Source organism: Acidovorax sp. Root217 (assembly GCF_001428645.1).
In the GTDB taxonomy this organism is placed as follows: Bacteria; Pseudomonadota; Gammaproteobacteria; order Burkholderiales; family Burkholderiaceae_C; genus Acidovorax.
Genome location: NZ_LMIH01000024.1, coordinates 280294 through 307252, shown reverse-complemented (window position 1 = coordinate 307252; position 26959 = coordinate 280294). Strand labels below are relative to the sequence as shown.

The 26959-nt window shown below is 64.7% G+C and carries 28 protein-coding genes; 4 read left to right on the top strand and 24 right to left on the bottom strand.

Going from position 1 to position 26959, the window contains the following annotated elements; all coding sequences use genetic code 11:
• Window positions 1–527 precede the first annotated feature (527 nt).
• A complete protein-coding gene (locus tag ASE31_RS23080) occupies window positions 528–2426 on the top strand; it encodes an ATP-binding cassette domain-containing protein (protein ID WP_057204121.1) in 1899 nt (632 codons plus the stop codon).
• Between the two features lie 61 nt (window positions 2427–2487).
• Here ASE31_RS23080 and ASE31_RS23075 read toward each other — a convergent pair whose 3' ends face one another.
• From ASE31_RS23075 to ASE31_RS23045, 7 genes are all read right to left on the bottom strand, one after another.
• Window positions 2488–3591, bottom strand: a complete 1104-nt coding sequence (locus ASE31_RS23075) for a chemotaxis response regulator protein-glutamate methylesterase (protein ID WP_057204120.1) — start codon at window positions 3589–3591, stop codon at window positions 2488–2490.
• A gap of 28 nt (window positions 3592–3619) precedes the next feature.
• Window positions 3620–4342: a chemoreceptor glutamine deamidase CheD gene (gene cheD, locus ASE31_RS23070; RefSeq protein ID WP_082604320.1), complete on the bottom strand. Its 723-nt coding sequence runs from the start codon at window positions 4340–4342 to the stop codon at window positions 3620–3622.
• A gap of 84 nt (window positions 4343–4426) precedes the next feature.
• On the bottom strand, window positions 4427–5326 hold the full coding sequence (locus tag ASE31_RS23065) for a CheR family methyltransferase (protein WP_057204151.1): 900 nt from the start codon (window positions 5324–5326) through the stop codon (window positions 4427–4429).
• Between the two features lie 103 nt (window positions 5327–5429).
• Window positions 5430–5918: a chemotaxis protein CheW gene (locus ASE31_RS23060; protein ID WP_057204119.1), complete on the bottom strand. Its 489-nt coding sequence runs from the start codon at window positions 5916–5918 to the stop codon at window positions 5430–5432.
• A 56-nt stretch (window positions 5919–5974) separates the two neighbouring features.
• Window positions 5975–8101: a chemotaxis protein CheW gene (locus ASE31_RS23055; RefSeq protein ID WP_057204118.1), complete on the bottom strand. Its 2127-nt coding sequence runs from the start codon at window positions 8099–8101 to the stop codon at window positions 5975–5977.
• Window positions 8102–8141: 40 nt separating this feature from the next.
• Window positions 8142–8504, bottom strand: coding sequence for a response regulator (locus ASE31_RS23050; RefSeq protein ID WP_007853722.1), 363 nt, complete (start codon window positions 8502–8504; stop codon window positions 8142–8144).
• 49 nt (window positions 8505–8553) lie between these two features.
• Window positions 8554–9000, bottom strand: coding sequence for a hypothetical protein (locus ASE31_RS23045; RefSeq protein ID WP_057204117.1), 447 nt, complete (start codon window positions 8998–9000; stop codon window positions 8554–8556).
• 185 nt (window positions 9001–9185) lie between these two features.
• Here ASE31_RS23045 and ASE31_RS23040 point away from each other — a divergent pair, with 185 nt between their 5' ends.
• A complete protein-coding gene (locus tag ASE31_RS23040; RefSeq protein ID WP_057204116.1) occupies window positions 9186–10301 on the top strand; it encodes an ATP-binding protein in 1116 nt (371 codons plus the stop codon).
• Complete coding sequence (locus ASE31_RS23035; RefSeq protein WP_057204115.1) at window positions 10298–10927, top strand: response regulator; 630 nt, start codon at window positions 10298–10300, stop codon at window positions 10925–10927. The genes ASE31_RS23040 and ASE31_RS23035 overlap by 4 nt, the downstream gene beginning before the upstream one ends.
• Before the next feature lie 127 nt (window positions 10928–11054).
• Here ASE31_RS23035 and fliR read toward each other — a convergent pair whose 3' ends face one another.
• From fliR to fliF, 13 genes are all read right to left on the bottom strand, one after another.
• Window positions 11055–11825 carry a flagellar biosynthetic protein FliR gene (gene fliR, locus ASE31_RS23030; protein WP_057204114.1) on the bottom strand — a complete coding sequence of 257 codons (771 nt, stop codon included), beginning with the start codon at window positions 11823–11825 and terminating at the stop codon, window positions 11055–11057.
• A 19-nt stretch (window positions 11826–11844) separates the two neighbouring features.
• Window positions 11845–12114: a flagellar biosynthesis protein FliQ gene (fliQ, locus tag ASE31_RS23025; protein WP_007853732.1), complete on the bottom strand. Its 270-nt coding sequence runs from the start codon at window positions 12112–12114 to the stop codon at window positions 11845–11847.
• Window positions 12115–12126: 12 nt separating this feature from the next.
• Window positions 12127–12927 (bottom strand): flagellar type III secretion system pore protein FliP, encoded by an 801-nt coding sequence (gene fliP, locus ASE31_RS23020; RefSeq protein ID WP_057204113.1) that lies wholly within the window; start codon window positions 12925–12927, stop codon window positions 12127–12129.
• The gene (locus tag ASE31_RS23015; RefSeq protein ID WP_057204112.1) at window positions 12920–13282 is read right to left on the bottom strand and encodes a flagellar biosynthetic protein FliO; all 363 of its coding nucleotides are present in this window, start codon (window positions 13280–13282) and stop codon (window positions 12920–12922) included. The genes fliP and ASE31_RS23015 overlap by 8 nt, the downstream gene beginning before the upstream one ends.
• A 19-nt stretch (window positions 13283–13301) precedes the next feature.
• The gene (gene fliN / locus ASE31_RS23010; protein WP_057204111.1) at window positions 13302–13742 is read right to left on the bottom strand and encodes a flagellar motor switch protein FliN; all 441 of its coding nucleotides are present in this window, start codon (window positions 13740–13742) and stop codon (window positions 13302–13304) included.
• A complete protein-coding gene (fliM, locus tag ASE31_RS23005) occupies window positions 13732–14736 on the bottom strand; it encodes a flagellar motor switch protein FliM (protein ID WP_007853747.1) in 1005 nt (334 codons plus the stop codon). The genes fliN and fliM overlap by 11 nt, the downstream gene beginning before the upstream one ends.
• Before the next feature lie 18 nt (window positions 14737–14754).
• Window positions 14755–15288 (bottom strand): flagellar basal body-associated protein FliL, encoded by a 534-nt coding sequence (fliL, locus tag ASE31_RS23000; protein ID WP_057204150.1) that lies wholly within the window; start codon window positions 15286–15288, stop codon window positions 14755–14757.
• A 244-nt stretch (window positions 15289–15532) separates the two neighbouring features.
• Window positions 15533–16930 carry a flagellar hook-length control protein FliK gene (locus ASE31_RS32760; protein WP_235514730.1) on the bottom strand — a complete coding sequence of 466 codons (1398 nt, stop codon included), beginning with the start codon at window positions 16928–16930 and terminating at the stop codon, window positions 15533–15535.
• A gap of 16 nt (window positions 16931–16946) precedes the next feature.
• Window positions 16947–17396, bottom strand: a complete 450-nt coding sequence (fliJ, locus tag ASE31_RS22990; RefSeq protein WP_057204110.1) for a flagellar export protein FliJ — start codon at window positions 17394–17396, stop codon at window positions 16947–16949.
• An 18-nt stretch (window positions 17397–17414) separates the two neighbouring features.
• On the bottom strand, window positions 17415–18815 hold the full coding sequence (gene fliI / locus ASE31_RS22985) for a flagellar protein export ATPase FliI (protein WP_057204109.1): 1401 nt from the start codon (window positions 18813–18815) through the stop codon (window positions 17415–17417).
• Window positions 18805–19530, bottom strand: a complete 726-nt coding sequence (locus ASE31_RS22980; protein WP_057204108.1) for a flagellar assembly protein FliH — start codon at window positions 19528–19530, stop codon at window positions 18805–18807. Before ASE31_RS22980 ends, fliI begins: the two co-directional genes overlap by 11 nt.
• Window positions 19517–20512 (bottom strand): flagellar motor switch protein FliG, encoded by a 996-nt coding sequence (gene fliG / locus ASE31_RS22975; RefSeq protein WP_057204107.1) that lies wholly within the window; start codon window positions 20510–20512, stop codon window positions 19517–19519. The genes ASE31_RS22980 and fliG overlap by 14 nt, the downstream gene beginning before the upstream one ends.
• A 32-nt stretch (window positions 20513–20544) precedes the next feature.
• Window positions 20545–22239, bottom strand: coding sequence for a flagellar basal-body MS-ring/collar protein FliF (fliF, locus tag ASE31_RS22970; RefSeq protein WP_057204106.1), 1695 nt, complete (start codon window positions 22237–22239; stop codon window positions 20545–20547).
• Window positions 22240–22414: 175 nt separating this feature from the next.
• Here fliF and fliE point away from each other — a divergent pair, with 175 nt between their 5' ends.
• A complete protein-coding gene (fliE, locus tag ASE31_RS22965; protein ID WP_057204148.1) occupies window positions 22415–22726 on the top strand; it encodes a flagellar hook-basal body complex protein FliE in 312 nt (103 codons plus the stop codon).
• Between the two features lie 429 nt (window positions 22727–23155).
• On the opposite strand, the gene ASE31_RS22960 is transcribed toward fliE, so the two are convergent.
• The 4 genes from ASE31_RS22960 to ASE31_RS22945 all read right to left on the bottom strand — a co-directional run.
• The gene (locus ASE31_RS22960; protein ID WP_007860919.1) at window positions 23156–23455 is read right to left on the bottom strand and encodes a flagellar protein FliT; all 300 of its coding nucleotides are present in this window, start codon (window positions 23453–23455) and stop codon (window positions 23156–23158) included.
• Window positions 23456–23458: 3 nt separating this feature from the next.
• Window positions 23459–23917 (bottom strand): flagellar export chaperone FliS, encoded by a 459-nt coding sequence (gene fliS / locus ASE31_RS22955; RefSeq protein WP_057204105.1) that lies wholly within the window; start codon window positions 23915–23917, stop codon window positions 23459–23461.
• A 65-nt stretch (window positions 23918–23982) separates the two neighbouring features.
• Complete coding sequence (gene fliD / locus ASE31_RS22950) at window positions 23983–25413, bottom strand: flagellar filament capping protein FliD (RefSeq protein ID WP_057204104.1); 1431 nt, start codon at window positions 25411–25413, stop codon at window positions 23983–23985.
• A gap of 192 nt (window positions 25414–25605) precedes the next feature.
• Window positions 25606–26959 (bottom strand): flagellin (locus tag ASE31_RS22945; RefSeq protein ID WP_235514729.1); only part of this gene is annotated, 1354 nt, incomplete at its 5' end.

Sequence of the window (26959 nt, the reverse complement as noted above, 5' to 3'; positions counted from 1 at the left end):
GCCTTGAATTCTAGCACGGTTTTTTAAGTTCCGTCAAACTTTTTGGAAGTTTTTGAAGCCGCTCGGCGTCTTCATCTACCTCCAGTACTTCGAAGCTCTCACCACCTTTCGGCGACCAGCTCTTTTCAGCGCAGCCTTTGATTGTATACCGAGTTTTTGCTCGCTTTTCTCAAAGGTCCCAACTTTTTGCAAAGTCTGCTTCGGTCTACCCAAACCGCTGAAAGCACCACCTGAGGCAGCACCTTCAACCGACCGACTCCTGAAGAACAGAGGTCTTGGTAGCGAAGCCCTCGACTATAGCATGAGTTTTTGGGCTGGGTGGAAGAGCCCCCTCACTTTCTGCAGAAAAGCGGCCGACCACCTGGCGCCACACCCACGCCCGCATGGCTGCAAGGGCCCCTCCTATATAGAAGCAGGGCTGCATCACCCATGCACAGGGCCCGCGCGCACCGCAAGTCCCTGCCAAAAACAGCCCGTCAGCACCCCGACACATGCAAAGTGCGCGCGCCCTCGATAATCCTCCCCCTATGGCACTTATCACTCTACTGGACGCCCAACTCGCATTTGGGCACGTTGCACTGCTGGACCACGCCGGCTTCTCTCTGGAGGCAAACGAGCGCGTGGGACTGATCGGGCGCAATGGCGCCGGCAAATCGTCCATGCTCAAGATCCTGGGCGGCATGGCCAAGCCCGATGACGGATCGCTGCAGGTGCAACAAGGCACCCGCATTGCCTTCGTGGCGCAGGAGCCCTCGCTCGACCCCGAAGCCAGCATTTTCAAGGCCGCTTCTGAAGGATTGCAGGCCGTGATTGCAGTGCGTGACCAGTACCTCTCGGGCGCCGAAGGGCTGGACCTGGACGCACTGCAATCCCAGATCGAGGCCTATGACGCCTGGAACTGGGAGCAGCGCGTGGAAGAGACCCTGCAGCGCCTGCACCTGGACCCCGAGGCCATCGTCGGCACCCTCTCGGGTGGCACCAAGAAGCGCGTGGCCCTGGCGCAGGCCCTTGTGGCGCGGCCCGATGTGCTGCTGCTTGATGAGCCGACCAACCATCTGGACCTGGATTCCATCGAATGGCTGGAGGACCTGCTGCTCGACTTCCCGGGCAGCGTGGTCACCATCACCCATGACCGGGCCTTCCTGGACCGGGTCGCCACCCGCATCGTGGAGCTGGACCGGGGGCAACTGCGCTCCTACCCCGGCAACTTTGCCCAGTACATGGTCCAGAAGGAAGACCAGTTGGCGCAGGAAGCAGTGATCTCCGCGAAGGCCGACAAGCTGCTGGCCCAGGAGGAGGTGTGGATTCGCCGCGGCGTGGAAGCGCGGCGCACCCGCAGCCAAAGCCGCATCACGCGCCTGCAAGACCTGCGCTCACGGCGCGAAGCACGCCGTGACGTGGTGGGCAGCGTGCGCATGGACGTGGCCACGGGCAGCGGCAATGGCTACCAGGGCAAGATCGTGGCCGAGCTCACCAACGTGAGCAAGTCGTTTGGCGACAGGACCATCGTGAGCAATTTCACCGGCACCATCCTGCGTGGTGACAAGGTGGGGCTGATCGGCCCCAACGGCGCGGGCAAGACCACACTGCTGAAGATGATCCTCGGTGAGCTGGCGCCGGACTCCGGCGACATCCGCCAGGGCGCCAACCTGCAGGTGGCCTACTTCGACCAGATGCGCCATGCCGTGAACCTGGATGCCACGCTGGAGGACTTCATCAGCCCCGGCAGCGAATGGATCGAGATCGGCAACCAGCGCAAGCACGTCAAGAGCTACCTGAGCGACTTCCTGTTCTCTCCGGCCCGCGCCCACTCCCCTGTGCGCTCGCTTTCGGGTGGCGAGCGCAACCGCCTGCTGCTGGCGCGCCTGTTCGCACGCCCGGCCAATGTGCTGGTGCTCGACGAGCCGACCAACGACCTGGACATCGACACGCTGGACCTGCTGGAGGAACTGCTCGAAAACTACGATGGCACGGTGTTCCTGGTGAGCCATGACCGCACCTTCCTGGACAACGTGGTGACCAGCACCATCGCCTCTGAAGGCAATGGCCTGTGGCGCGAGTACGAGGGCGGCGTGCAGGATTGGCTGCTGCAATCGCGCCGCAGCCGTGCGGCCGCGGCTGCCGCTGCCCCGGCGGCAGGCACCAAGCCGGCGGCTGCCAAGGACGCAGCCACTGCAGCGGCCCCCTCCAAGACGGAACAGACCTCGCGCAAGAAGCTGTCGTACAAGGAACAGCGCGAGCTGGACGCCCTGCCCGATCGCATCGGCGCCCTGGAAAAGGAGCAGGCCGAGGTACAGGCCGTGCTGGCCGATGGCAGCGTCTACGCCACCGACGGTGCCAAGGCGGCCAAGCTCACGGCCCGCGCCAGCGAGATCGACGAGGAACTGATGGCGGCACTGGAGCGCTGGACGGCGCTGTCGGCCTGACAGACCAGAAGGAATCGATGGGGGTTCGCCCCCACTGATCGGCGCGAAGGCCGCGCCCAGGTCAGATGCGGTGATGGAGCCGGTCCGTCGCTCCACGCAAACGCGCCACCAGGGCCGGCGCAATCTGGCCCAGCGGCAGCACTTCATCGGCGGCGCCGTGGGCGATGGCCTCGCGCGGCATTCCGAAGACGATGCAGGTGGCTTCGTCCTGCACGTAGTTGTAGCTGCCTGCGTCCTTCATCTCGCGCATGGCAGCCGCACCATCGTTGCCCATGCCGGTGAGCATGATGCCGAAGGCATTGCGCCCGACCACGGCGGCGGCCGACTTGAACAGCACCTCCACCGAGGGCTTGTGCCGGTTCACCGGCGGGCCGTCATCGACCACGGCCACATAGTTCGCACCGCTGCGCGCCACATGGAACTGCGTGCCCCCGGGGGCGATGTAGGCATGGCCCGGCAGGATGCGCTCGCCATTGGAAGCCTCCTTGACCGTGATCTGGCACAGGCCGTTGAGCCGTGCCGCAAAGCTGGTGGTGAAGCCCGGAGGCATGTGCTGGGTGATCACGATGCCTGGCGAATCGGCCGGCATGTGCACCAGCACCTCCTTGATGGCCTCCGTGCCCCCGGTCGAGGCGCCGATGCAGATCAGCTTCTCGGTGGACAGGCGTCCCAGCAAGGTGGTGGGTGCCGCCGGGGCCGCCGTGCCCGCGCCGGAAGCGGAATGCGCAGTCGATGCCTCGCGCGGCGCAGCGCGGCGCACCTGGGCCACGGCCGCCACGCGGATCTTGTCCACGATCTGGGTCGCCAGGTCGTTGAGGCCGCTGGCCAGGCCCACCCGGGGCTTGGCCACGAAATCGATGGCGCCGAGCTCCAGGGCCTTCATGGTCACCTCGGCCCCGCGCTCGGTCAGCGTGGAGATCATCACCACCGGCATGGGCCGCAGGCGCATCAGCCGGCCCAGGAAGTCGATGCCATCCATGCGCGGCATTTCGACGTCCAGGGTGATCACGTCCGGGTTCATTTCCCGGATCATCTCGCGCGCCACCAAGGGGTCGTTGGCCGTGCCGATGCACTCCATGTCCCGTTGCCGGTTGATGATCTCCGACAGCAGACTGCGCACCAGCGCCGAATCGTCCACCACGATCACCCGGATTTTCCTGCTCATTGTTCTCTCAGGCTTTCTTCGTCTTCAATCAAAACAGATCCACGGAGCCACCCGAGGTGGTCTTTGCGACGGTCGCAGCATTCCCGCGCCTTTCCTGCTCCACCAGGGTCTCGGGATGGGCGTGCGCCAGGCGCTTGACCATGGCCTTGCCCGTCACCGGGAAGAACACCACCTTGCGGGGATAGATGTCCAGCACGTCTTCCGAGACGATGGGGATGCGCTCCGTGTGCAGGTAGTTCAGCACGAAGGTGGTGTTGCGTTCGCCCACATTCATGGTGGTGAAATTGTGCATCACCTGCGCACCGCCAAAGATCTTGGCCTGCATGGTTTCGCGCCGGGCACCAAGCTTGAGCATCTCGTTGATGAGCAACTCCATCGCGTACGAACCATAGCGCCCCGAGGCATCTGCCAGGTCGCCGTCGGGCAGCATGAAATGGTTCATGCCCCCGATGTGCGCACGGCTGTCCCACAGGCAGGCGGCGATGCACGAGCCCAGCACCGTCATGATGACCATGCTTTCGTCGGCCACGAAATACTCGCCGGGCAACACCTTCACGGCGTTGTGCTGGAAGTGGTGGTCCAGGTAGAAGAAGGATGCCTCGCCCGGCTTTCTGGCCCGGGCCTTGAGCTCATTGAGCGAGGATTCGCGCGGCGCCGAGCTGGACGAGTAGATGTCTGCACTCAGCGGTGCGATGCGCGGAGCGCGCCGGCGCTCCGACGCTCCCGGCGTCGCAGGGGCAGCACCAGGCATGAACGTGTTTGGCGCAGGGCCGGATTGGTTGTGGGTCATGGGAGCTGCTTGGAACATGTTCCTACGGGCGAACAGAGGGGCGGGTCAGCGGCGTTCATAGACCGTCTTGCCGCGCAGGGTGAAGAGATCACGGGACTCGCTGAAATTTTCAGCATGGCCCACAAACAGCATGCCACCGGGTTTGAGCACGCGGTGAATGCGCTCCAGCACCTTGCGCTGCGTGGGCGCATCAAAATAAATCATCACGTTGCGGCAGAACACCACGTCAAAAGGCTCCTTGAAGGGCCAATCGTCGCGGATGAGGTTCACGCTCATGAAGTCGATGGCACGGCGCAATTCGGGCTTGACCCGCACCATGCCATCATTGCCGCCCTTGCCCTTGAGAAAGAACTTTTGCAGCCGCTCCGGGCCCAGGCCCTTGAGGTTGTCGAGCCGATACACCCCCTGGCCGGCGGTGGCCAGCACCTTCGAGTCGATGTCACTGGCCGTGAGCTTGAAGGAGGCGTTGGCCCCCAGCGACTCGAAGGCCGTCATGACGATGGAGTACGGTTCTTCGCCGGTGGAGGCCGCGTTGCACCACACCTTCCAGGCGGTGTTGGCCGGCTTGCTGCGCAGTAGCGTTGCGAAGATCTCGAAGTGGTGCTGCTCGCGAAAGAACGCCGTGAGGTTGGTGGTGAGCGCGTTCACGAACTCCTGCCACTCGGGGCCATCGTGCGTTTCCAGCCAGCCCAGGTATTCATGGAAGCTGTTGTGCCCCGTATCGCGCAGCCGGCGCGAGAGCCGGCTGTAGACCATGGCATGCTTGCCGTCGTGCAGGCTGATGCCGGCGCGCTGGTAGATCAGCGCCTGCACCCGGGCAAAGTCGGCGTTGGTCCATACGAACTCACGCCCCTGCGCCAGCGGGCCCGACGGTGCCGGGGCACTGGCAGCGGCTGCGGCGGCAGCACGCGCGCCGGCCGAGGAAATACTGGTGGTCTGGGGCATCATTTTGATCATCCGCTCGGAAGTCCATTTCGCTCCAAAAGGCCTGCAGACCCTTGCCTGCAGTTTGGCTTGCGGCCACCCACCTGACCGACTATGGCGTTCGTTACTCCGCCGTCGTCACCAATCCCATGTCCACACTCGACATCAGCTTTTCGATGTCGAGCAGGATCAGCATGCGCTCACCCACCGACCCCAGCCCCAGAATGCAGCTGTTGTCGATAGCGCTCTCGATGTCGGGCGCCACGCGGATGCTCTCGGGCGTGAGCTCCATCACGTCGCTGACCGAGTCCACCACGATGCCGACCACGCGGTTGCGCAGGTTCAGGATGATGACCACCGTGAAGCTGTTGTAGTCCGCCTGCGCGCAGTTGAACTTCAGGCGCATGTCCACGATGGGGACGATGGTGCCGCGCAGGTTTACCACGCCCTTGATGAATTCGGGGGCGTTGGCAATGCGCGTCGGCGGCTCGTAGCCCCTGATTTCCTGGACCTTCAGGATGTCGATGCCGTACTCTTCCTGGTCCAATCGGAACGTCAGATACTCGCGCGCACCGGTCGGCGCGTTGTCGGCAGTTTTACCCATCACACTCATGGTGCGTTCTCCTTGTTAGCAGTGCTGGTGCATTCCATGAACACATCGCACCCGAATCAGTGGCGGGCCCGGCGCACCAGGCCACCCGTGTCCAGAATCAGTGCCACCGTGCCGTCGCCGAGGATGGTGGCGCCCGAGACGTTGGGCACCTTGCGGTAGTTGGTCTCCAGGTTCTTCACCACCACCTGGTGCTGGCCCAGGAGCTCGTCGACCAGCAGCGCCACACGGCTGCCGTCGGCCTCCACCACCACCATGATGTTGCTCGACTTGTTCAGGTCGAAGCGCGGCACCTGGAAGATCTTTTCCAGCGCGATCACCGGCATGTACTCGTCGCGCACCTTGACCAGCTGCGAGCCCTGGGCCACGGTGCTGACGTCGTCGGAGTTGACCTGGAAGGACTCCACCACCGAGGACAGCGGCAGGATGTAGACCTCTTCGCCCACGCCCACCGACATGCCGTCCATGATGGCCAGCGTGAGCGGCAGGCGCACCGACACCTTCATGCCATAGCCTTCGGCGGAGTCCACCTCGACCGAGCCGTTCAGGGCGGCAATGTTGCGCTTGACCACGTCCATGCCCACGCCACGGCCCGACACGTCGGTGACCTCATCTGCGGTGGAGAAGCCGGGGGCGAAGATCAGTTGCCACACGTCGGCATCGCTCATCTGGTCGGACACATCCAGGCCCCGCTCCTGCGCCTTGCGCAGGATCTTCTCGCGCGACAGGCCGCGGCCGTCGTCGCGCACCTCGATGACGATGGAGCCCCCCTGGTGCGACGCCGACAGGGTGATGGTGCCCAGCTCGGGCTTGCCCTTGGCCAGGCGCTCTGCCGGCATCTCGATACCGTGGTCGCAGCTGTTGCGCACCAGGTGGGTGAGCGGGTCGGTGATCTTCTCGACCAGGCCCTTGTCCAGTTCGGTGGCTTCGCCCAGGGTGACCAGCTCGACCTTCTTGCCCAGCTTGTTGGCCAGGTCGCGCAGCATGCGCGGGAAGCGGCTGAAGACGATGGACATGGGGATCATCCGGATCGACATCACCGATTCCTGCAGGTCTCGGGTGTTGCGGTCCAGGTCGGCCAGGCCGGCCAGCAGTTGCTGGTAGGCGCCGGCGTCCAGCCCGCGGCTGTTCTGCGCCAGCATGGCCTGGGTGATCACCAGCTCGCCCACCAGGTTGATGAGCTGGTCGACCTTGTTCACGGCCACGCGGATGGTCGTGGATTCCATCTGCGCCTGGGCTGCAGCCTTGGGCTCGGCAGCGGCCACGACCTTGGACGCCAAGGGCTTGGCGGCCGCACCGTTGGCTGGCACTGTGCTCGGGGCGCCAGGCGCGTCCGAGAAAAAGCCGTAGGACACGTCGGCGCCACCCGAAGGGGGCTCGATCTCGTGCACCGCGTGGTCGGGATCGACCTCGGCGGCTGCAGCGGGTTCTTCGTCCCCGTCGCTGAAGCGCACCTGCTCTTTGGACACATGGAAGGCGAACAGGTCCAGCAGGTCATCGGTGGACGAGGTGGTTTCCACCGCGAACACGCGCACGCCCGCCTGCACGCTGGGCAGATCGCTGATGGAGCCCAGGCCCGGAATGTCGCGGAACAGTTCCTTGATGGTGTCGGCCTGCTCGGTCTTTTCCAGCGGCCCGATGTGGATCTGCAGCTTGCGCAATTGCCCGGGCACGTGCGCCTTGATGGCAGGCGCAGGAGCGGCGGCCACCGGTGCCGGGGCGGGCGCTGGGGCCGCGGCAGGAGCGCCGTCCGGGACCACGCCTGCCGCCAGTTCGCTGATGCGCTTGACCAGGGAGGTGGTGGACACGGCCTCGCCCTGCCCGCCTGCCTGGTGGCGTGCCAGCAGGCTGCGCGAGGCATCGGCGGATTCCAGCAGCACATCGACCATGGGTGGAATGGGCTGCAGCTCGTGGCGGCGCAGCCGGTCGAGCAGGGACTCCATCTGGTGCGTCAGCTCGGCCACATCGGAGAAGCCGAACGTGGCGGCCCCACCCTTGATCGAATGCGCGCAGCGGAAGATGCCATTGAGCTCTTCGTCGTTGGCAGCGCTCAGGTCCAGGTCCAGCAGCATCTGCTCCATCTGGTCCAGGTTCTCGCCAGCCTCTTCAAAAAAGATCTGATAGAACTGGCTCAGGTCAAAGTCAGCACCGCCGGCCCCTGATCCCTCTTGATAGCTTTCAGCCATAGTCGGCTCCTTTATACGTGGTGGCGCCCGTGCATCCGTTTCAACGGATCACCTTCTGGATGACTTCGATCAAGCGGTTGGGATCGAACGGCTTGACCAGCCAACCGGTGGCACCGGCCGACCGCCCCGCCTGCTTCATCTGGTCACTCGATTCCGTGGTCAGGATCAGGATGGGGATGGTCTTGAATTTGGGGTGCTCGCGCAGCTTGCGCGTGAGGCCTATGCCATCGAGCCGGGGCATGTTCTGGTCGGCCAGCACCAGGTGGATGTCGTGGCTCTCGGCCTTTTCCAGGGCATCTTGCCCATCCACCGCCTCCACCACGTGGTATCCGGCACCGGTGAGGGTGAAAGACACCATTTTTCGCATGGATGGTGAATCATCTACGGCAAGTATCGATTGCATTTAGGACTCCAACTGACTTGAATATATAGGTGAACCAGCGATGCCGACTTCAGAATAGATCAATAGACCCGGCATCCATCTCGCTTTGCGTGACGGGATTGGGCCGATCCGGCGCCATTTCGGCAAACGGCGCCGCCTCCTCGCCCTCATCGTGCCCCATGGCCTCGGACGCCAGCCGGAACGCGCAGCCCTGCAGGACCTTGGTGGTATGCCAGATGAGCTGCGAAGCCATGTCCTGGAACTGCAGCTCGGTGACGGCACTGCGCAAGGCCGTACGGGCGGCCGCCAACTCGGGCGAATCCGCGACGAAGGCATCGTTCAGCACGGCATTGGCCTCGCCAAAGCGCTCCAGCAGATTGTCCGTGGCATGGTTCAACAAGCCTTCCAGGCGGTGCAGGTCGTGCATGACGACCAGCAGCGAATCCTGCAGTTCTGCTGCCACCATGACCGGAACCTGAACTGCCGGCCCAGTTGACGTTGATAGCGTAGATTGCATTGTTTCTCCATAGCAACAAGCAGACCAGGGTCCTCAAGCCCCCAACTGGCGGCCCGCGCTGGCAGACCCCGCCAACCCTTGCAAAAACCCCGACATTGCGTTCTATTGGACGATAGCCTTCTCACCCACTCCACCGGGACAAACACCCTTGTTTGTTCCAATTTGTATCCTATGATAGCGCTCATATGGTCATGACAGTAGCAGGCCAGCCCTTACGCCTCCTGCACCTGGAGGATTCTCTGGCAGACCATGTTCTGGCCAAGCTCACTTTGCAGCGTGCCAAGCTGCATTGCAACGTCCAGCAGGTAGACACCCTGCAGGATTTCTGTGATCTCACCAGCAACCAACCCTTTGATTTGATCCTTGCAGACTACAGACTGCAAGGATTCACTGCGCTCGATGCATGGGAGCATGTGGCTAAATTAGCAACACCTGTGCCATTTGTGTTGCTGTCAGGGGCGATTGGCGAGGCGGCGGCGGTGGACGCCATGCGCCTGGGCTTCTCGGATTACCTGCTCAAGGACGATATTTCCCGCCTGCCGCACGTGGTCACGCGGGCCATCGAGGTGCACCAGGCCCGCCAGGACCGCGAGCGCGCCGTGGCCGAGCTGGCGGCCTCCCAGCAGCGCCTGGCGGAGCTCACCGAGCACCTGCAGACCTCCATCGAACAGGAGCGCGCCTCCATCGCGCGCGAGATCCATGACGATATCGGCGGTTCGCTGACCGCCGTGCGGGTAGACCTCGCCTGGATCGGCCGGCATGCGCAGGACCCGGGGACACAGGACCACCTTGCCAGCGCGTCGGACATGTTGCAACACGCCATCGGCGCCAGCCAGCGCATCATGATGAACCTGCGGCCACCCATCCTGGAGCAGGGGCTGGTGGCCGCCATCCAGTGGCTGGCGGCGGGCTTTGAGCGCCGCAGCGCGGTGCGCACGCAGGTGGTGGCCAGTGGCGAGGCGATCGATGTGCCCAGCGATATCCAGCTGGTGGCCTACCGCACGGCGCAGGAGGCGCTGACCAACATCGCCAAATACGCCCAGGCCGGCAAGGTGCATATCGACCTGTCCGACCATGAAGGGGTGCTGACCGTGGAGATCGCCGACGACGGCTGCGGCTTTGACGTGGCCCGGCTGGCCGACAAGCCCAAGGCCTTTGGGATCAAGGGCCTGCACGAGCGGGCGCGCACCGTGGGCGGCTGGCTCGATGTCAGCACGCAGCCGGGCAAAGGGACTTGCCTCACACTGTCGATACCGCTGGCCACCTCGGACCAGCCCCCCATCACAGGAGATGTCTGGTGATCAACGTCGTTTTGTGCGATGACCATGCCGTGCTCAGGCGCGGCATCCGCGATACCCTCACCGAGGCCACCGACATCAAGGTGACCGGGGAGGCCGGCGGCTACGCCGAATTGCGCGAGGTGCTGCGCAGCGCCCCCTGCGACGTGCTGCTGCTCGACCTGAACATGCCCGGGCGCGGCGGCCTGGAGGTGCTGGCCACCCTGCGCGAAACGCATTCGACCATCAAGGTGCTGGTGGTATCGATGTACCCCGAGGACCAGTACGCGCTGCGCTGCCTGAAGGCTGGCGCCCAGGGCTATGCCAACAAGGCCTCCGACCCGGCGGAATTGATCAACGCGGTGCGGGTGGTGATGCAGGGCCGCAAGTACCTGACGGCCGAGGTGGCCCAGATGCTGGCCGAGAGCCTGGCCCAGCCGGTGCTGGAGAGCCCGCACGCCACGCTGTCCGAGCGCGAGCTGCAGACTTTGATCAAGATCGCCTCGGGCCGCCGTCTGGCCGACATTGCCGAAGAGCTGATGCTCAGCCCCAAGACGGTGAGCGTGTACCGCTCACGCGTGCTCGAAAAGCTCAAGCTCTCCAACAATGCCGAGCTCACCGTCTACGCCATCCGCAATGAGTTGGTATGACCCCCTGAGTCGCTTCGCGCCATCCTCCTGAAGGGGGACGCCACCCCTGGCCTGGCAAAGCCAGTTCCACGGTGGCACTGGCTTGTGCCATGCCTGCGTTACCGGCGGAGCCTCTTAGCAGCGGCCGCTACCGCTGGCTGGAGAACAGGTCGATGGATTGCTGCATCAGCGTGAGGATGGGCTGCTCCAGCATGGGCAAAGTGGCCGTGATGCCCAGCAAGCCCACGGTGAGCGTGACCGGAAAGCCGACCGCGTAGATGTTCATCTGCGGCGCCACGCGCGAGATGATGCCCATGGCCAGGTTGACGAACAGCAGCAGCGCGATCATGGGCAGGGCGATCCACAACGCGCTGGAAAACAGGGAGGAGCCCAGCTCGTACAACCGCATCTGCCCGATGGCCTGCAGAAAGTTGCCGTCCACGGGAAAGCGGTCGAAGCTCTTGACCACGGCCATGATGACCATCAGGTGGCCGTTGATGACAATGAACAGCAGCGTGGCCATGTGCCCGAAGAAGCGCGCCACGGCGCTCACCTGGCCGTTGCTGGCGGGGTCGAAGAAGGAGGCGAAGTTCAGGCCCATCTGCAAGCCGATCATTTCACCGGCCAGCTCCACCGAGGCGAACACCAGCCGCACCGAAAAGCCGATGGCCAGGCCCACGGCCACCTGCTGGACCACGGCGCCCAGCGCCTCTCGGCCATTGATGTCGATCACCGGCTGGTTCACCAGCACGCCCTGCGCGCACAGGGCCACGAAGAAGGCCAGGCCGATCTTCACCCGCATGGGAATGGTGCGCATGGAGAACACCGGCGCCACGGAAAACATGGCCAGCACCCGGATGAACGGCCACAGGATGGGCGAGATCCAGGCCACCAGTTGGGCCTCGGTGAACGTGATCACGGGAACACGGGGCCGTGCGCTAGCCGACGACCGAGGGAATCGACTCGATGGTCCGGCGGATGTAGTCAACCAGGGTGCTGATCATCCAGGGCCCCGCGATCGCGAACACCACCATCGCAGCAATCAGCTTGGGCACGAAGGCCAGGGTGGCTTCGTGGATCTGCGTGACCGCCTGGAAGATGCTCACCACCAGGCCCACCGCCATCACCACCCCCAGCACGGGCATGGCGATCATCAGCAGCAGCGTGAGGGCGTCGCGCCCCATGGTCAGTACCATCTGTGAAGTCATGGGGTCGGTCCTCTACGTGACGAAACTGGCGGCGAGCGAGCCGATCAGCAGGTTCCAGCCATCGGCCAACACGAACAGCATGAGCTTGAACGGCAGCGCCACCAGCACCGGTGACAGCATCATCATGCCCAGGGACATGAGGATGCTGGAGACCACCATGTCGATCACCAGGAAGGGGATGAAGATCATGAAGCCGATCTGGAACGCCGACTTGAGCTCGCTGGTCACGAATGCCGGCACCAGCACGCGAAACGGCGCGGTCTCTGCGGTCACCTCGGGCGCCAGCCGGGCCAGGCGTGCGAACAGCGCAAAGTCCGACTGCCGGGTCTGCTTGAGCATGAACTCGCGCATCGGCACCTCGGCCCGCTCCACGGCCTGTTCGAAGGTGATGGCATTGGTGGTGTAGGGCACGTAGGCATCCTTGTGCACCCGGTCGAAGGTCGGTCCCATGACGAAGAAGGTCAGGAACAGCGACAGGCCGATGATCACCTGGTTGGGTGGTGCCGACTGCGTACCGATGGCCTGGCGCAACAGCGACAGGACGATGACGATGCGCGTGAACCCCGTCATCAGCAGCAGGATGGCGGGCAGGAACGACAGCGCCGTGAAGAACAGCAGCGTCTGGATCGGCACGGAATAGCTCGTGCCGCCACTGCCAGCGCCCACCAGCACGGGCAGTGTTCCCGGCGCTGCGGGAGTGGCCCCCGTCTGCGCCAATGCAGGCACCTGCCAGACCAGGAGGCCCAGCGCGGCCAGGGCCGCCACCCACGCGGCGCGGGGCAGCGATGATGCAGGTCGTGCCGAATCAGACATGCGGTTCCTTGCGCGCCTCGGCCGCCGCCATTTCGCGGGCAAAGGCGGAGTTGTCCGCCACCACCACCGGCAATGCAGCCGGTGCCGCAGGGACGGATGGAGCCGCCAGCACGTGCAGGCAACTGACCTGCTGCGCCGTGACACCGAGCACCAGCCAAGTTCGTGCTCCCTCGGGGCCCACCTCCACGGTGACCACCCGCTGCTGCGGGCCCACGGCCACTGCCGACAGCACGCGCGATGCGGCCCCGGCCGGCAGGCCACCTGCGGCATGGCGCTGCTGCAGGCGCTTGATGAGCCAGGGCAGGCAGGCCATGGCTCCCACGAACAGGACGACGACGACCAGCGTCTGGGTCATCCCCATGGCCGTGCCCCCATCACCCACGGCTCACGCGCCGCAACCGCTCCGAAGGCGTCACCACGTCGGTCAGGCGGATACCGAACTTGTCGTTCACCACCACCACCTCGCCCTGAGCGATCAGGTAGCCGTTGACGAGCACGTCCATGGGTTCTCCGGCCAGCGCATCAAGTTCGACGACCGAGCCCTGCGCCAGTTGCAGGATGTACTTGATCGGCACCCGGGTGCGGCCCAGCTCCACGGACAGCTGGACGGGGATGTCCAGCACCATGTTGATGTCGTTGACCGTGCCATCGCCATTGACCGACGCAGACGGCCGCACCGAATCGCCGGACAGGGGGCCGCCCTGCTCGGCATCACCGGGCTTGTCGTCCGAGCTTTTTTGCTCTTCGAGTGCTTCGGCCCAGCCCGCAAACGGATCCTCGGCGGCGCCGTCCTTGTTGTCGTCTTCAGTTGACATCTTTTTCTCCCAGCCAGCTCATGTCCGAGTTGCGCAGGCACTCTTCGATGCGGATGGCATATTTCGAATTGTGGGTCCCATACTGGCACTCGAAGATGGGAACACCGCCGATCGACGCGCGGATGCGCGGCTCCCGGTCGAGCTCGATGAAATCGCCGGGCTTCATGGCCAGCAGCTGCTCCACCGTGGCATCGGCCTTGGCCAGCTCGGCCACCAGGACCACCTCGGCCGCCTGGATCTCGCGCGTGAGCACGCGCACCCAGCGCCGGTCCACCTCGATGGAGTCGCCCTGCGTCGAGGAGTACAGCACGTCGCGGATGGGCTCCAGCGTGGCGTAGGGCATGCAGATGTGGATGGCGCCCGACAGGTCGCCGATTTCCAGCTGGAACGCGGTGGACACCACGATCTCGCTGGGCGTGGCGATGTTGGCGAACTGCGGCTGCATTTCCGAGCGCTGGTAGTCGAGCTCCAGCGGGTAGATGCCCTGCCAGGCCTTCTTGTATTCGGCGCAGATCACGTCGACCAGCCGGTTGATCACGCGCTGCTCGGTGGGCGAGAAGTCACGCCCCTCGATGCGGGTCTGGAACTTGCCCACCCCGCCGTACAGCGTGTCGATGATGCCGAACACCAGCGACGGCTCGCACACGATCAGGCCACTGCCACGCAGCGGACGGATGGCCACGATGTTGAAGTTGGTAGGGACTGCGAGTTCGCGCAGGAAGGCGCTGTAGCGCTGCACCGATACGGTGCCGACCGAAATCTCGGGGCTGCGGCGGATGAAGTTGAACAGGCCGATGCGGAAGTTGCGCGCAAACCGCTCGTTGACGATTTCCATCGTCGGCATGCGGCCACGAACGATGCGCTCCTGGCTGGAGATGTCGTAGTTGCGTACGGACCCCGACTCGGCCACTTCCTCGACGGACTTCTGGCTCTCGCCAGTGACGCCTTCCAGAAGGGCATCAACCTCTTCCTGCGATAGGAATGAATCACTCATGGCAGGATTGTCCTCGCGTCACTGGATGATGAAGCTGGAGAAAAGAATGCCTTGCACCGGATTCTTCGGTGCCTTGCGCGGCGGCGGCTGCTCCTCATCGTCCTCGCCGACGGGCACCGACGCGGGTTTGGGCCGCTCGCGCGCCACGGTGAAACCCAGTGGACGGGAGACTTCGCGCAGGATGTCTTTGGCCAGTTTTTCCTTGCCTTCGCGCACCAGCAGCTCGCCGGAGGTGCGCTGGGATACCAGCAGCAGCACACTGCTGCGGATGGAGGGCAGATAGAGCTTGATCTGCTCGGCCGTCTTGGCGTCGGCCACCTCGACTGTGATGCCGATCTGCGCAAACCGGTCGCCGCCCGGATCGGCGAGATTGACCACCATGTTCTCCAAGGGCAGGAAGGTCGGCGGTGTTTTGGCCGTCTCGTGGGCCGGCGCCGCAGCGGTCGCGCCCCCCTCCTCGTCGTCGGCGTGCTTTTTCTTGCCCAGGATGAAAAAGGCCGCAGCGCCCGCGATGACCAGCACGAGCACCAGAGCGACCACGATGATCAGCATCTTCTTGCTTTTGGGCTTCTCCTTGGCCGGAGCGGCAGCAGCATTGGCAGACACGTGACAGGTTCCTTAGGTGGGATTCGATGGTGGCATCTCGCCGGGAACGGCATCGGGCCGGCAGACGCTTCCCATTGTGGCGCAGCTGCCGGTCCAATAATAGCCAGAATACACCCCTTAACAGCGTGTTAACGCTGGCAATCGCTGTGCCACCGTAGTGCGGCATGCTGCGGCAGCACTGCCAGCCGCGTTACACGAAGACGTCCACGGCACTGTTGTTGCGCGTGCCGCTCCCCGCCAGCCGCTGGCTGACATCCGTGGGGCCCGAGACCAGCACCTGGCCCTGCTGCCCATCGCCAGAACGGTTGCGCTGCTGCTCGGCATCGCCCGCCATGGTGCCCTGGCCTGCCGAGGTGCCCACGGTCATGCCCGACAGGACCAGGCCCTCGCTGCGCAGCAGTTCGCTGAGCTGCGCCATGCTTTGGTCGAGCATCTCGCGGGTGTGCTCCTGGTCGCTGCGGAAGGTGACATGGGCCTCGTTGCCGGACAGGGCTACCGTCACGGCCAGGGGCTGGCCGTCGCGGTTCAGGGTGACCTCGGCACTTTGGGTTTTCTGGTTGGCCCAGTAGGTGACCTGCTCGGCCAGCAATTCTTCGGCCCCGGTCTGTGCCAGTTCTTCAAAGCCCGAGGTGCCCGACGCACCATCCACTGTGAAGGAGGGCTCGGCCCCGCCTTCGCCCAGGCCGCCCGAGCCTCCGTGACGGGACGACTCGCTGCCGCCGCCCGCATCGGCGCCCCGCGCACCGGAAGCAGCCACTGCAGCCGTTGGATCCAGGTTGGCCAGCAAGGCGGCGTCCACCCCGGTGGCGCCGCTCTCGCCCGAAACACGGTGCAGGCCCGGGCCGAGCTCGCGCACGGTGGCGGCCACTGCGGTGGACATGGTCGACAGATCGCCCGTGGAGGCAGCCACCTGCTGGGCATCGCCGCCCGCAGCGCGCGCCGACACGGCGCCCACGCTACCGGTGCCGCCCAGGCCGGAATCACTGGCGCCGCGCTGCAGGGCTGCGCTGTGCATGCGCGAAAACTGGCGCCCGAAGCCCAGCGTGGCCGTAGCCGGCTGCGATGCATCCGGCAAACCGCCATCCAGTGCCACGGTTTGCGACACCAGACCATCGGCGGCCGGCAGGCCCTGGCCCGCCAGAAGCTGTCCGGCAAGGGCCGGAGCACCGCCAGCAGGATCTGACAGCATATTGGCCATGGCTCCACGCGCCACTCCGGTCTGCCCCAACAGGCCGACGGCGCCCATGCCCTCCGCACCCGGCGTATTACCGCCCTGCCCCGCCAAACCTCTGAGTTGCTGGGCAGCACTGTCGCCTGCGACCAGCGCCTGCCAACCGACCAGGGTGGACGGATCGACAGCGGCCAGGGTGCTGGAAGCATCCGCAGCACCCGGGACGGCGGCCAGCGGATCCCCCCCCTCGGCAAACTCCGGGTCCTGGGCGGCCAGCAGTGCCAGAAAACTGTCGGGCTGCGCGGCAGCCCCGGCGCCATCGTCCGTGATGCCCTTTTGCTGGGCGTGCGCGCGCGTGCGCGCGGTCTGCTGGGGAGACTGCGTCCCCTGGGGGGTGGATATGCGTGCCTGTTCCATGGTCAATTCTCCTGCCCTATCGATCCTGAACCCTGCGGCTGTATTGCATCGCCGCACGTTCATCGGTTTGTTTCTGTTCCATGCGGGCCTGGGCCTGCTCCAGCTCGCGCCGCCGCTGCTCGACCACCTTGCGCAGGCTGGCCAGGCGCTGCTCCGCCTCCATCAGGCCGCGCCGTGCGTTCTCGACCCGCGCCTCCTGGTCGCCCACCACGCTGGTCTGCAGGCCTGCGGCATGCCCCAGTCGGTCCATGAACTGGTAGTGGTGGTACATCACCTCGGGCTGCACGCGCGTGTCCGCCTGCATGCCCCAGCGCTGCTCGGTCTCGCGGGCATAGTCCTGCAGCTGGTGCAGCTGCGCCTGGGCCGCCTGCTGCACGGCCAGGGCCTCCTGCAGCACGCGGCGCGCCTCGTCGCGCTTGCGCGCGGCAATCTCCACGGCGACGATGAGGGCACTGAGGACGGACATGGTGGGGCCTTCCTGTCCTTACTGGTCGAGCACGGCCGCCATGGCGTTCACGCTCTGGTCCATGGTGGACGCCTCGAACATGTCCTGCTGCAGAAAGGCTGCCATCTGCGGCTGCAGGTGGATGGCTTCGTCCAGCGCTGGGTCGGAGCCGCTCATGTACGCCCCCACCTGCACCAGGTCGCGGCTCTTCTGGTAGCGCGAGTACACGGCGCGAAAACGCCGCGCCACGTCGAAATGGCCGCGCGAGACCACGTTGTGCATCACGCGCGAGGCCGATTGTTCTATATCGATAGCCGGGAAGTGCCCCGACTCGGCCAGCGAGCGCGACAGCACGATGTGCCCGTCCAGGATGGCGCGCGCAGCGTCGGCGATCGGGTCCTGCTGGTCATCGCCCTCCGACAGCACGGTGTAGAACGCGGTGATGGAGCCCACGCCATGCAGGCCATTGCCGCTGCGCTCGACCAGCGCGGGCAGCTTGGCAAAGCACGATGGCGGGTAGCCCTTGGTGGCCGGTGGCTCGCCAATGGCCAGCGCGATCTCGCGCTGCGCCATGGCGTAGCGGGTCAGCGAGTCCATGAGCAGCAGCACGTGCTTGCCCTTGTCTCGGAAATGTTCGGCCACTGCCGTGGCATAGGCCGCACCCTGCATGCGCAGCAGCGGCGGCGCATCGGCCGGCGCGGCCACCACGACCGAACGCGCCCGGCCATCGGCCCCCAGGATGTCTTCCACGAATTCCTTGACCTCGCGGCCTCGCTCGCCGATGAGGCCGACCACGATCACGTCGGCGCGGGTGTAGCGGGCCATCATGCCCAGCAGCACGCTCTTGCCCACGCCCGAGCCGGCGAAAAGGCCCAGGCGCTGGCCACGGCCCACGGTGAGCAATGCATTGATGGCGCGCACGCCGGTGTCCAGCGGCAAGCGCACCGGATCACGGTCCATGGCGTTGATCTGGCGGCGGTCCATGGGCTCGGAGACCACGTCCTGCACCGGACCGCCATGGTCCAGGGGTAGCCCCTGCGGATCCACCACCCGCCCCAGCAGGCCGTCTCCCATGGGCAGGCGCAGCACGCCCGCCTTCGGGGAGGGCCGGGAAGGCTCACCCAGGCGCGGGCTGGCCACGTAGGGCGCGGCGGGCACCACGCTGGCGCCACTGGACAGGCCGTGGATGTCGCCCGCAGGCATCAAAAAGGCACGGTCGGCCGAAAAACCCACCACCTCGGCCAGCACCGGCGCATGCCCCGGCATCTGCACCATGCACTGCGACCCCACCGGCACACGGATGCCCACGGCTTCCAGCACCAGGCCGGTCAGCCGGGTGAGGGTGCCGCGCGTCTCCAGCGGCGCACGCTGGCGCACGCGCTCGCGCGCATCGTCCATGAACTGCGTCCAGGCGCTGGAGGCAGGTGCATCAACGCTCATCGCCGCTCTCCTGCCAGGGCGACTCCAGCCCCAGCGAGGCGATGGCACGCTCCCAGCGCTTGGCCACGCTGCCATCGACCACGGTGCCGCCGGACTCGACCAGGCAACCCCCTGCGGGCACGGCCGCATCGGCCACCCACTGGATGCCTGCGCCCATCTCATCGCGCAAGGGTTGCTCCACCGCCCCCATGTCCGCAGGGTTCAGGCGCACCATCGCGGGGCGCCCCTCAGCCACCAGCATGCCCACGGCCTCGCGCACCACCGGCTCCAGCACATCGGGACTGACCGAGAGCTCCCGGCGCACGACTTCGCGGGCGATGTCGCAGGCCAGCGCCAGCACGTCCTGGGCCATGCGCTGCTGCATGGCGGCGAGGGACTCCTGCAAAGACTGCACCACGCCGGCAATGCTCTGGGACATTTCCAGCGCCTGGCCCGACACATAGTCGTCCATGCGCTGCTGCCACTCGAGGGCCGTGTCGGCCTGGCCCTGTGCCAGCCCTTGGGAAAAAGCCGCATCGCAGGCCTGCTGCACCAGTGCCAGCTGGGCGGCCTCCACCTCGGCCGGATCGGGCAGGGGCTCGGGCTCGGGCAGCGCCTCGGGTTCGGGCTCCACCGGTTCGGAGCCGTCCACGGCGCCGAACTTCCACTGCGTGACCAGCCCCACCTCTTCGCTGGGGATGAAGCGCGAGTACGAGCGTTGGCTAGACGAAGGCATCGTCACCACCGCCTGCCAGCACTATTTGCCCTTCATCGGACAGGCGCCGGACCGTCTTGAGGATTTCCTTCTGCTGCGCTTCCACTTCGGACAGCCGCATGGGGCCGCGCGACTCGAGGTCTTCGCGCAGCGCTTCGGACGCACGCGAGGACATGTTCGACAGGAATTTTTCGCGCAGCTCGGGCACGGCACCCTTGAGTGCGACGATGAGCGTCTCGGAGGCCACTTCCTTGAGCACGGTCTGGATGGCCTTGTCATCAAGCTTGAGCACGTCTTCAAAGACGAACATCTTGTCCATGATCTTCTGCGCCAGATCGGGGTCGTAGCCGCGGATGGACTCGATAACCACGCTGTCCATGTTGGAGCCCAGCAGGTTGATGATCTCGGCTGCCGCCTTGACGCCGCCCAGAGAGCTCTTGCGGATCTTGTCGCCACCGGCCAGCACCTTGAACAGCACTTCGTTGAGGTCCTTGAGCGCCGTGGGCTGGATGCCTTCCAGCGTGGCAACGCGCAACAGGATTTCACTGCGCTGGCGGTCGGTCAGGTGCATCAGGATGCCCGAGGCCTGCTCGCTGTCCAGGTGCACCAGGATGGCAGCAACGATCTGGGGATGCTCGTTGCGCAGCAACTCGGCCACCGACAGCGGATCCATCCACTTGAGGCTTTCTATGCCGGAGACGTCGCCGCCCTGCAGGATGCGGTCGATCAGCAGCGAGGCCTTGTCGTCACCCAGGGCCCGCTTGAGCACGGCGCGCACATAGTTGCCGGTGTCGGACACCAGCAGGCTCTGCGCCGCCGCGGCATCGGCAAAGCGGTTGATGACACTGTCCACCTTGTCGCGCGACACCGATTTCATGCGCGCGATGGTCTCGCCCAGTTTCTGAACCTCTTTGGGCGAGAGGTGCTTGAACACCTCGGCCGCCTCCTCCTCGCCGAGGGACATCAGCATGATGGCGGCGTCGTTGAGACCTTGTTCATCCATGGGCTATCCAAGCAAGTTGAGCGGCGACGGGGTCAGGCATTTTCGCCGTTCACCCAGGATTTGAGAATATTGGCGACGGCCACGGGGTTGGCCTTGGCCAGCACGCGCGCCTCTTCCAGACGCAATTGCTCTGGCGTGGCCACCACATTCTCTTCCTTCCTGGAAGGAGGCGGAAGCGCTGGGCGGTCGGGCTGGTCGGCTTCCAGCGCATCGAGCTGTCCACCGGCCACCGGAATTGCCCGGGGTGCACTGCTGCCTCCCTTGAGCGCGGGACGCACCAGGCCCAGGAGCACCATGGCGCCGAACAGCAGGGCCCCCACCGGCCAGGCAAAGCTCTTGGCCACATCGAGGACCTCGGGCTGCTTCCACAGCGGCACATCCGTCGACACTGCGGCCTCTACCTGGAACGGCGTGTTCATGAGGTTCACCGAGTCACCGCGCTCACCGTTGAAGCCGATGGTTTCACGCACCAGCGCCTTCATCTGCTCCAGCTGCTCGGGGGTGAGCGCCTTGGTAACGGTCTTGCCCTTTTCTTCGGTCGATTGGTAGTTCACCACCACGGCAGCATTCAGGCGCTTGATGGCCCAGTTGTTGCCGCGCGTGACCCGCACGGTCTTGTCGACTTCGTAGTTGGTGGTGGACTCGCGCTTGGTGGACGACTCCTCGGTGCCCTGCTGGGTGCCGGCCTGGGGCGCTGGATTGGCGCCGTTGATGGGTGCAGCCGAGGGTGCAGGCGGTTGATTGGCAACAGCGCCGGGCACACCGGTTGCGGTCTTCTGGGCCATGCCAGAGGTTTCCAGCATCTGCTGGCTGCGCACGGCCTTGGCATCGGGGGTCTGGTTGGGGCGGAACTGCTCGGACGTGGACTCGGTGCGGCTGAAGTCCAGCTCGGCCGAGACCTGGGCCTTGACGTTGTTGCGGCCGACCACCGGCTCCAGGATGTCCTGGATGCGGCGTGTGAGCTGCTGCTCGATCTGCTGCACATAGAGCAGTTGCTGTGCATCGACCGCGTTGGCCGCCGCGTTGCCGTCGGGCGATTGCGAGAGCAGCTTGCCCGTATCGTCCAGCACGCTCACGGCCGAAGGCGCCAGTTCTGGAACGCTGGAGGCCACCAGGTGGACGATGCCGGCGAGCTGGGCCCGGTCCAGAATGCGCCCGGGGTGCAGGCTGATCAGCACCGAGGCCGAGGGCTTTTGCTGTTCGCGGAAAAAACCGTTCTGGTTGGGCAGCGCCAGGTGCACACGAGCGCTCTGCACGGAAGACAGGGCCTGGATGGAGCGGGTCAGCTCGCCCTCCAGGCCGCGCTGGAAGTTCAGGCGTTCCTGGAACTGGGTCATGCCGAAGCGGTTGGTCTCCATCAGCTCAAAGCCCGTCACGGAGCCGCGTGGCAGGCCCTGGGTGGCCAGGCGCAGGCGCACGTCATGCACCTTGTCGGAGGGAATCAGGATCGCACCGCCGCCTTCGGCGTACTTGTAGGGAACGTTCATCGTGGTCAACTGCGCCACGATGGCACCGCCATCCTTGTCGTTCAGGTTGGAAAACAGAACACGGTAGTCGGGCTGGCGGCCCAGCACGATGGCAGCGATCGCGACGGCGACCAGCAGCGCCACGCCCACACCCAGGCGCATGCGCTGGGCCCGGTCGAGGCTGGACAACCGCTGCAGCCAGTTGGGACGGGCTGCGGGAGGTGCAAGCGGAGCGAGTGGGATTTCAGCAACTGCAGACATCGTGCTTTCCAATAGATGGGGCCCGGCAAGGGACCTTGGCGTGGGTTCGATTATTTCGCTCAAGTACCCGCCATGTTCTGCCGATAAGGCGCGCCTTTGGGCATCTATTCCCCATGATGGCCCACGGACGCCTGGCTACTATCACCACATCCCCCATCCCCCAATGGACACTGCCATGGACCTCCGCATCACCAGCTCTACCACCCCCATGGCGGGTGCCGGCATGGCGCGCCGCGCCGCCATGCCGCAGGCCGAAGGCAACGATGTGGGCTTTTCGGGCGCACTCAAGGGCGCGCTGCAGTCGGTGAGTGCCGCACAGAACAAATCGGCCGACCTGCAAAAGGAAGTCCAGCTGGAGAACCCCTCGGTCAGCCTGGAAGAGACCATGGTGGCGATCCAGAAGGCCCAGATCGGCTTTCAGGCCACGCTGCACGTGCGCAACCGCATGGTACAGGCCTATACCGACATCATGAACATGCAGGTTTGAGGGCACCCCCTGAGGCGCTGCGCGCCTTCACCCCTCTCTCATATTGCTTCGCAATCTGGGAGGGGGACGCCCCCAGCGCGGCGGGGCGGCCCTTGCGCGGGGGCACTGGCCTGGGGAGCGCCAGTTTCATGCGCCTGGGGATGGCGCACAGCGCCATATGAGGCCTGCATCCCGGCGCGCCTGAGCACCCATCCTCCCATTGGACTTTGATTTCGATTCGATTCCACTGCTGAAGCCGCATTCACCGCATCGACAGGGTCATTGATCCTTGCAGTGGCACAAGCGCCTTCTGCCCTTCTGCACTACCTAGCAGGCAGCAACAAAGCCACCGGCCGTCTTGCGACGTGCGGTGGCTTTTTTTCTTCCCGGCGGGAACCAGGGCCGTGGATGGAGGTGCCGCCCGGCAGCCCCTCCTTCTTCATGCCCCGTTCAGTGCATCATCTGCGGCTGGCCTTCGAACAGGTGCTCGAACTGTGCCAGCCAGGGCTCGGCCAGGCAGCGGATCTGGGCATCGTTGCGCAGGATGCGCTGCATGATGCGCGTCTTTTCGCGGCGGTGCTCGGGCAGCAGTTCGTGCTCCTGGGACTTGAAGCGCAGTTGCTCGATCAGCACGGCGCAGGCCCCCTCGTAGCGCACCACGCCATCCCAATCCTTGAGCTTGGCGGCCTCCAGCATCTTGGCGCTGCTGTCTTCAATGGCTTTGTAGTAATCAATCAGCATGTGGGACATGGTTCATGCCTCCACCAGCACAGGCTGGCCCGAAGCGGTGGCGTCAGCTGGAGTGGCTGCACCGTTGTTGTTTTTCTTGATCTCGTTCCAACCGAGCGCGACCGGCTCGATCAGGCGCATGACTTCCTGCATCATGGCGTCGTCATTGCGGGCATTGGCCAGGATCAGGCGGCGGATACAGTAGTCGTACAGCGCACCCAGATTCTCCGCCAATTCACCCCCATCGACCTTGTCAAGGGCTGTGCTCAGCCCTTCCTCGATGATGCGCACCGCCTTGGAGATGGCATTGCATTTGCCAACGATGTCACCGCGCGCCATGGCGCCTCGTGCGGTTGCTATGGCACCCAGCGCACCTTCATACAGCAGACTGACCAATTGGTGCTGGTCAATCGTGTGCATGCTGGTTTCCACATTGATGCGCTGGTAGGCGTTGGCTGCACGGGGATTGTGGGCGCTGAACATGGGGTGGTCCTTACGGTGTGATGCTTTATTTATCGGCTGGCGCCCATAAAACTGAAGGCTTTCCGTCAGGTCGACTTGTTCCAGGTGGTCACCTGCTGCGCGATGTAGGCATTGAGGGCATTCAGGGAGCTCATTTGCGTATCCAATGCGTTGTAGCGTGCCGTGGTGCGCTTTTCGAAGGAGTCGATTTTCGCCTGGGCGGTCACCTGGTCCTTGGAATTGCGCTTGAGCGACAGCTGCAGGGTGTCGTCCTTGGACTTGAAGAAACCGTCGGTGGACAGCAGGTTCGCCGCCAATTCCTTGACGCGCACGGCAACCCCCTTGGCCGCGCCGGCATCGGGATTGCGGAACAGGTTCTTCACGTCGTCGATGTTCTCGTTCATGGCCTTGCTGAACTTGGTGGCGTCCACTGCCAGATCGCCCGAACGCTGCAACGTGATGCCCACATCTGCCAGGCGCTGGAAGCCGGCCTTGCCGCCCGTCATCGACTGGATGGCTGAGCGAAGGGAGTTCTGCAGAGCGATGGCGGTCGAGTCCCCCTGCAACAAGCCCGCCGATTTGTTGGCGGGGTCGTACTTGGTTGCCTCGTTGAGGATCGAATTCACCTCGTTGTAGGCCTTCACGAAATCATCCACGTTCTTCTGGATGACGCTGTTGTCCTTGGCCACGCCGATCTCGATCGGCGCCGTGGTGACCTGCTCCGCCTTGAAGGTGACGCCCGAAACCGTTTCAGCGAAGGTGTTGGTGGCCGAGGTCACGGGAATGCCGTTGATGGTCGCCTTGGCATCGGACGCGACCTGTGTCACGGTGCTGCCCGCCACCAGGCGGGACAGGCCGGTGGCGTCGGTGTTGCCGGCACTGGCGATGTCCGTGTCCCCGCCTTCCATCACGCTCAGGCGAAAGCCCGATTCCAGGCCCGTGCTCTTGCTGCGCAGCATCAGGCGCTCACCGGAGGCATCCTTGAGCACCGAGGCCGTGACGCCCGCATTGGAACCGTTGATCTTGCTGGCGACGTCGTTCACGGTGTCGCTCGCCGAAATGCTGATGTCTACCGGGGTACCCGCCCCTGGGGTGAAAGAGGACGGCGACACACTCCACTGGCCCAGCTCCAGGCGCAAGGTGCCGGCGCCCAGGGCACCACCGACAGGCAGCAGGGCAGCCGATGCCGTGGCCTGCGCCTTGGCAAGCCCCTGCACTTCCACGCTGAAGCTGGTCGGAAGGGTTCCGCCGATGGCGGTGGCGCTCACGTACTTGCTGTCGGAAGACGTGGTGGAAACCGCGTTCCAGCTGGTCAGGCTGCTGAGTTTGCTCGCGGCATCGGACAGGGTGGACACCAGCGATTTGATCTGGCCAAACGCTGAAATCTTGGTGCTGACTGTGGCGGCCTGGACCTTGAGCGTGTCCAGGGGCTTCTGCTCAAGGGCAACCAACTGAGAAATGATGCTCTTGACATCCAGGCCATTGGTGGCAAGGCCGGGTGAAGAAATGGTAGCCATGAGAACCTCCTGAACTGGTCAACGGAAATTATGGCGCCGATTGGGCTCCAATAACGTCCTTATTCACACCAGGAAACCAGCCAATTCCAGCGCTCCCGGCACGCGCCGTTCAAAGGTGAAAAGGCGGCGACAGCAAAACTGTCGCCGCCGAGGCACCCAGGGCCCTCTCAGGCCCTGCCCGCCAAGCTGCGTTTAACGCAGCAGGGCCAGCACACCTTGTGGCAACTGGTTGGCCTGGGCCACCATCGCCGTACCAGCCTGCTGCAGGATCTGCGAGCGCGACAGGTTGGCCGTTTCTGCCGCGAAGTCAGCGTCCAGAATGCGCGAACGGGAAGAAGACAGATTCTCTGACGTCACTTGCAGGTTGGAAATGGACGTTTCAAAACGCGATTGCAGAGCACCGAGCTTGGCACGCTCACCGTTGATGTAGGCCAGGCCGGAATCCACTGTCTTCAGGGCTTCCGTCGCCTTCTTGAACGTGGTCACGTCCAAGTTCCCGACTTCCTTCAGGTCGGAGGCGCTGTCCGTCGCTGCCGTGGTGTTGAAGGCGTTCGTGGTGGTAGCCACTGTGGAGAAGGACTTGTCGGAGTCCAGCACCACGTAGCCGCTGACGGTGGATTCATCCGCACCCGATGCCGCGGCCAGGGTATCGACGGCACCAATGGCCGTGCCATCTGCCTGCAGCTTCTGGATGTTGATGGCACCCGAGTTCACGCCGGCAGCGGCTCCCTTGTACAGGCCGATGTCCTGGCCAGTGGCGCTGGTCAGAATCACACCGTCGTTGGTGGAGTTGAGCGATGCCGTCACGCCGGTCTTGGACGATTGCTCGTTGATGGCCGACACGGCGTTCGACAGGCCATCCGCCGTGTTCAGGGCGGTGACGTTGAACGAAATGGACTGGCCGACCGCGGTGGTTCCCGATGGCGTGTTGTCCGAACGCAGCTCGAAGGTGTAGGCACCGGTCGATTCGAACTTGATCTCGGCTTCGGTGCGCGCAGAAGCGGTGACACCCGTGTTGCCGGTCTGCAGGTTGATGTTGTCCGCCATGGCCTTGGCCGTGTCGTTGGCACCAATGGTGATTTCCTTGGAGCCCAACGCGCCATTCACGGCCAGGGTACCGGCGGTCACGCCGTTGGAGCCCCAGGCGGCTGCGCTCGCACCGCTGCCGGCGCCGTTGGCCGACGTGTTCTGGTTGTTGCCGTACACGCTGGTGCGCAGGTTGGCCGTGGCGGCCACGATGGTCTGGTTGGCGTTGGCGCCGACCTGGAACTGTTGCGTACCGAAGGAGCCATTGAGCAACTTGGCACCATTGAACTCGGTGGTTTGCGAAATGCGGTCCAGTTCGCTGACCAGTTGACCCACTTCCTGTTGCAGGGCTTGGCGATCACCAGCGCTGTTGGAGGCATTGGCCGATTGCACGGCCAGTTCACGCACCCGTTGCAGGATGTCGCCGGAGGCCTTCAGGGCGCCTTCAGCCGTTTGCGCCAGGGAGATACCGTCGTTCGCATTGCGAACAGCCTGATTCAGGCCGCGGATCTGGCTGGTA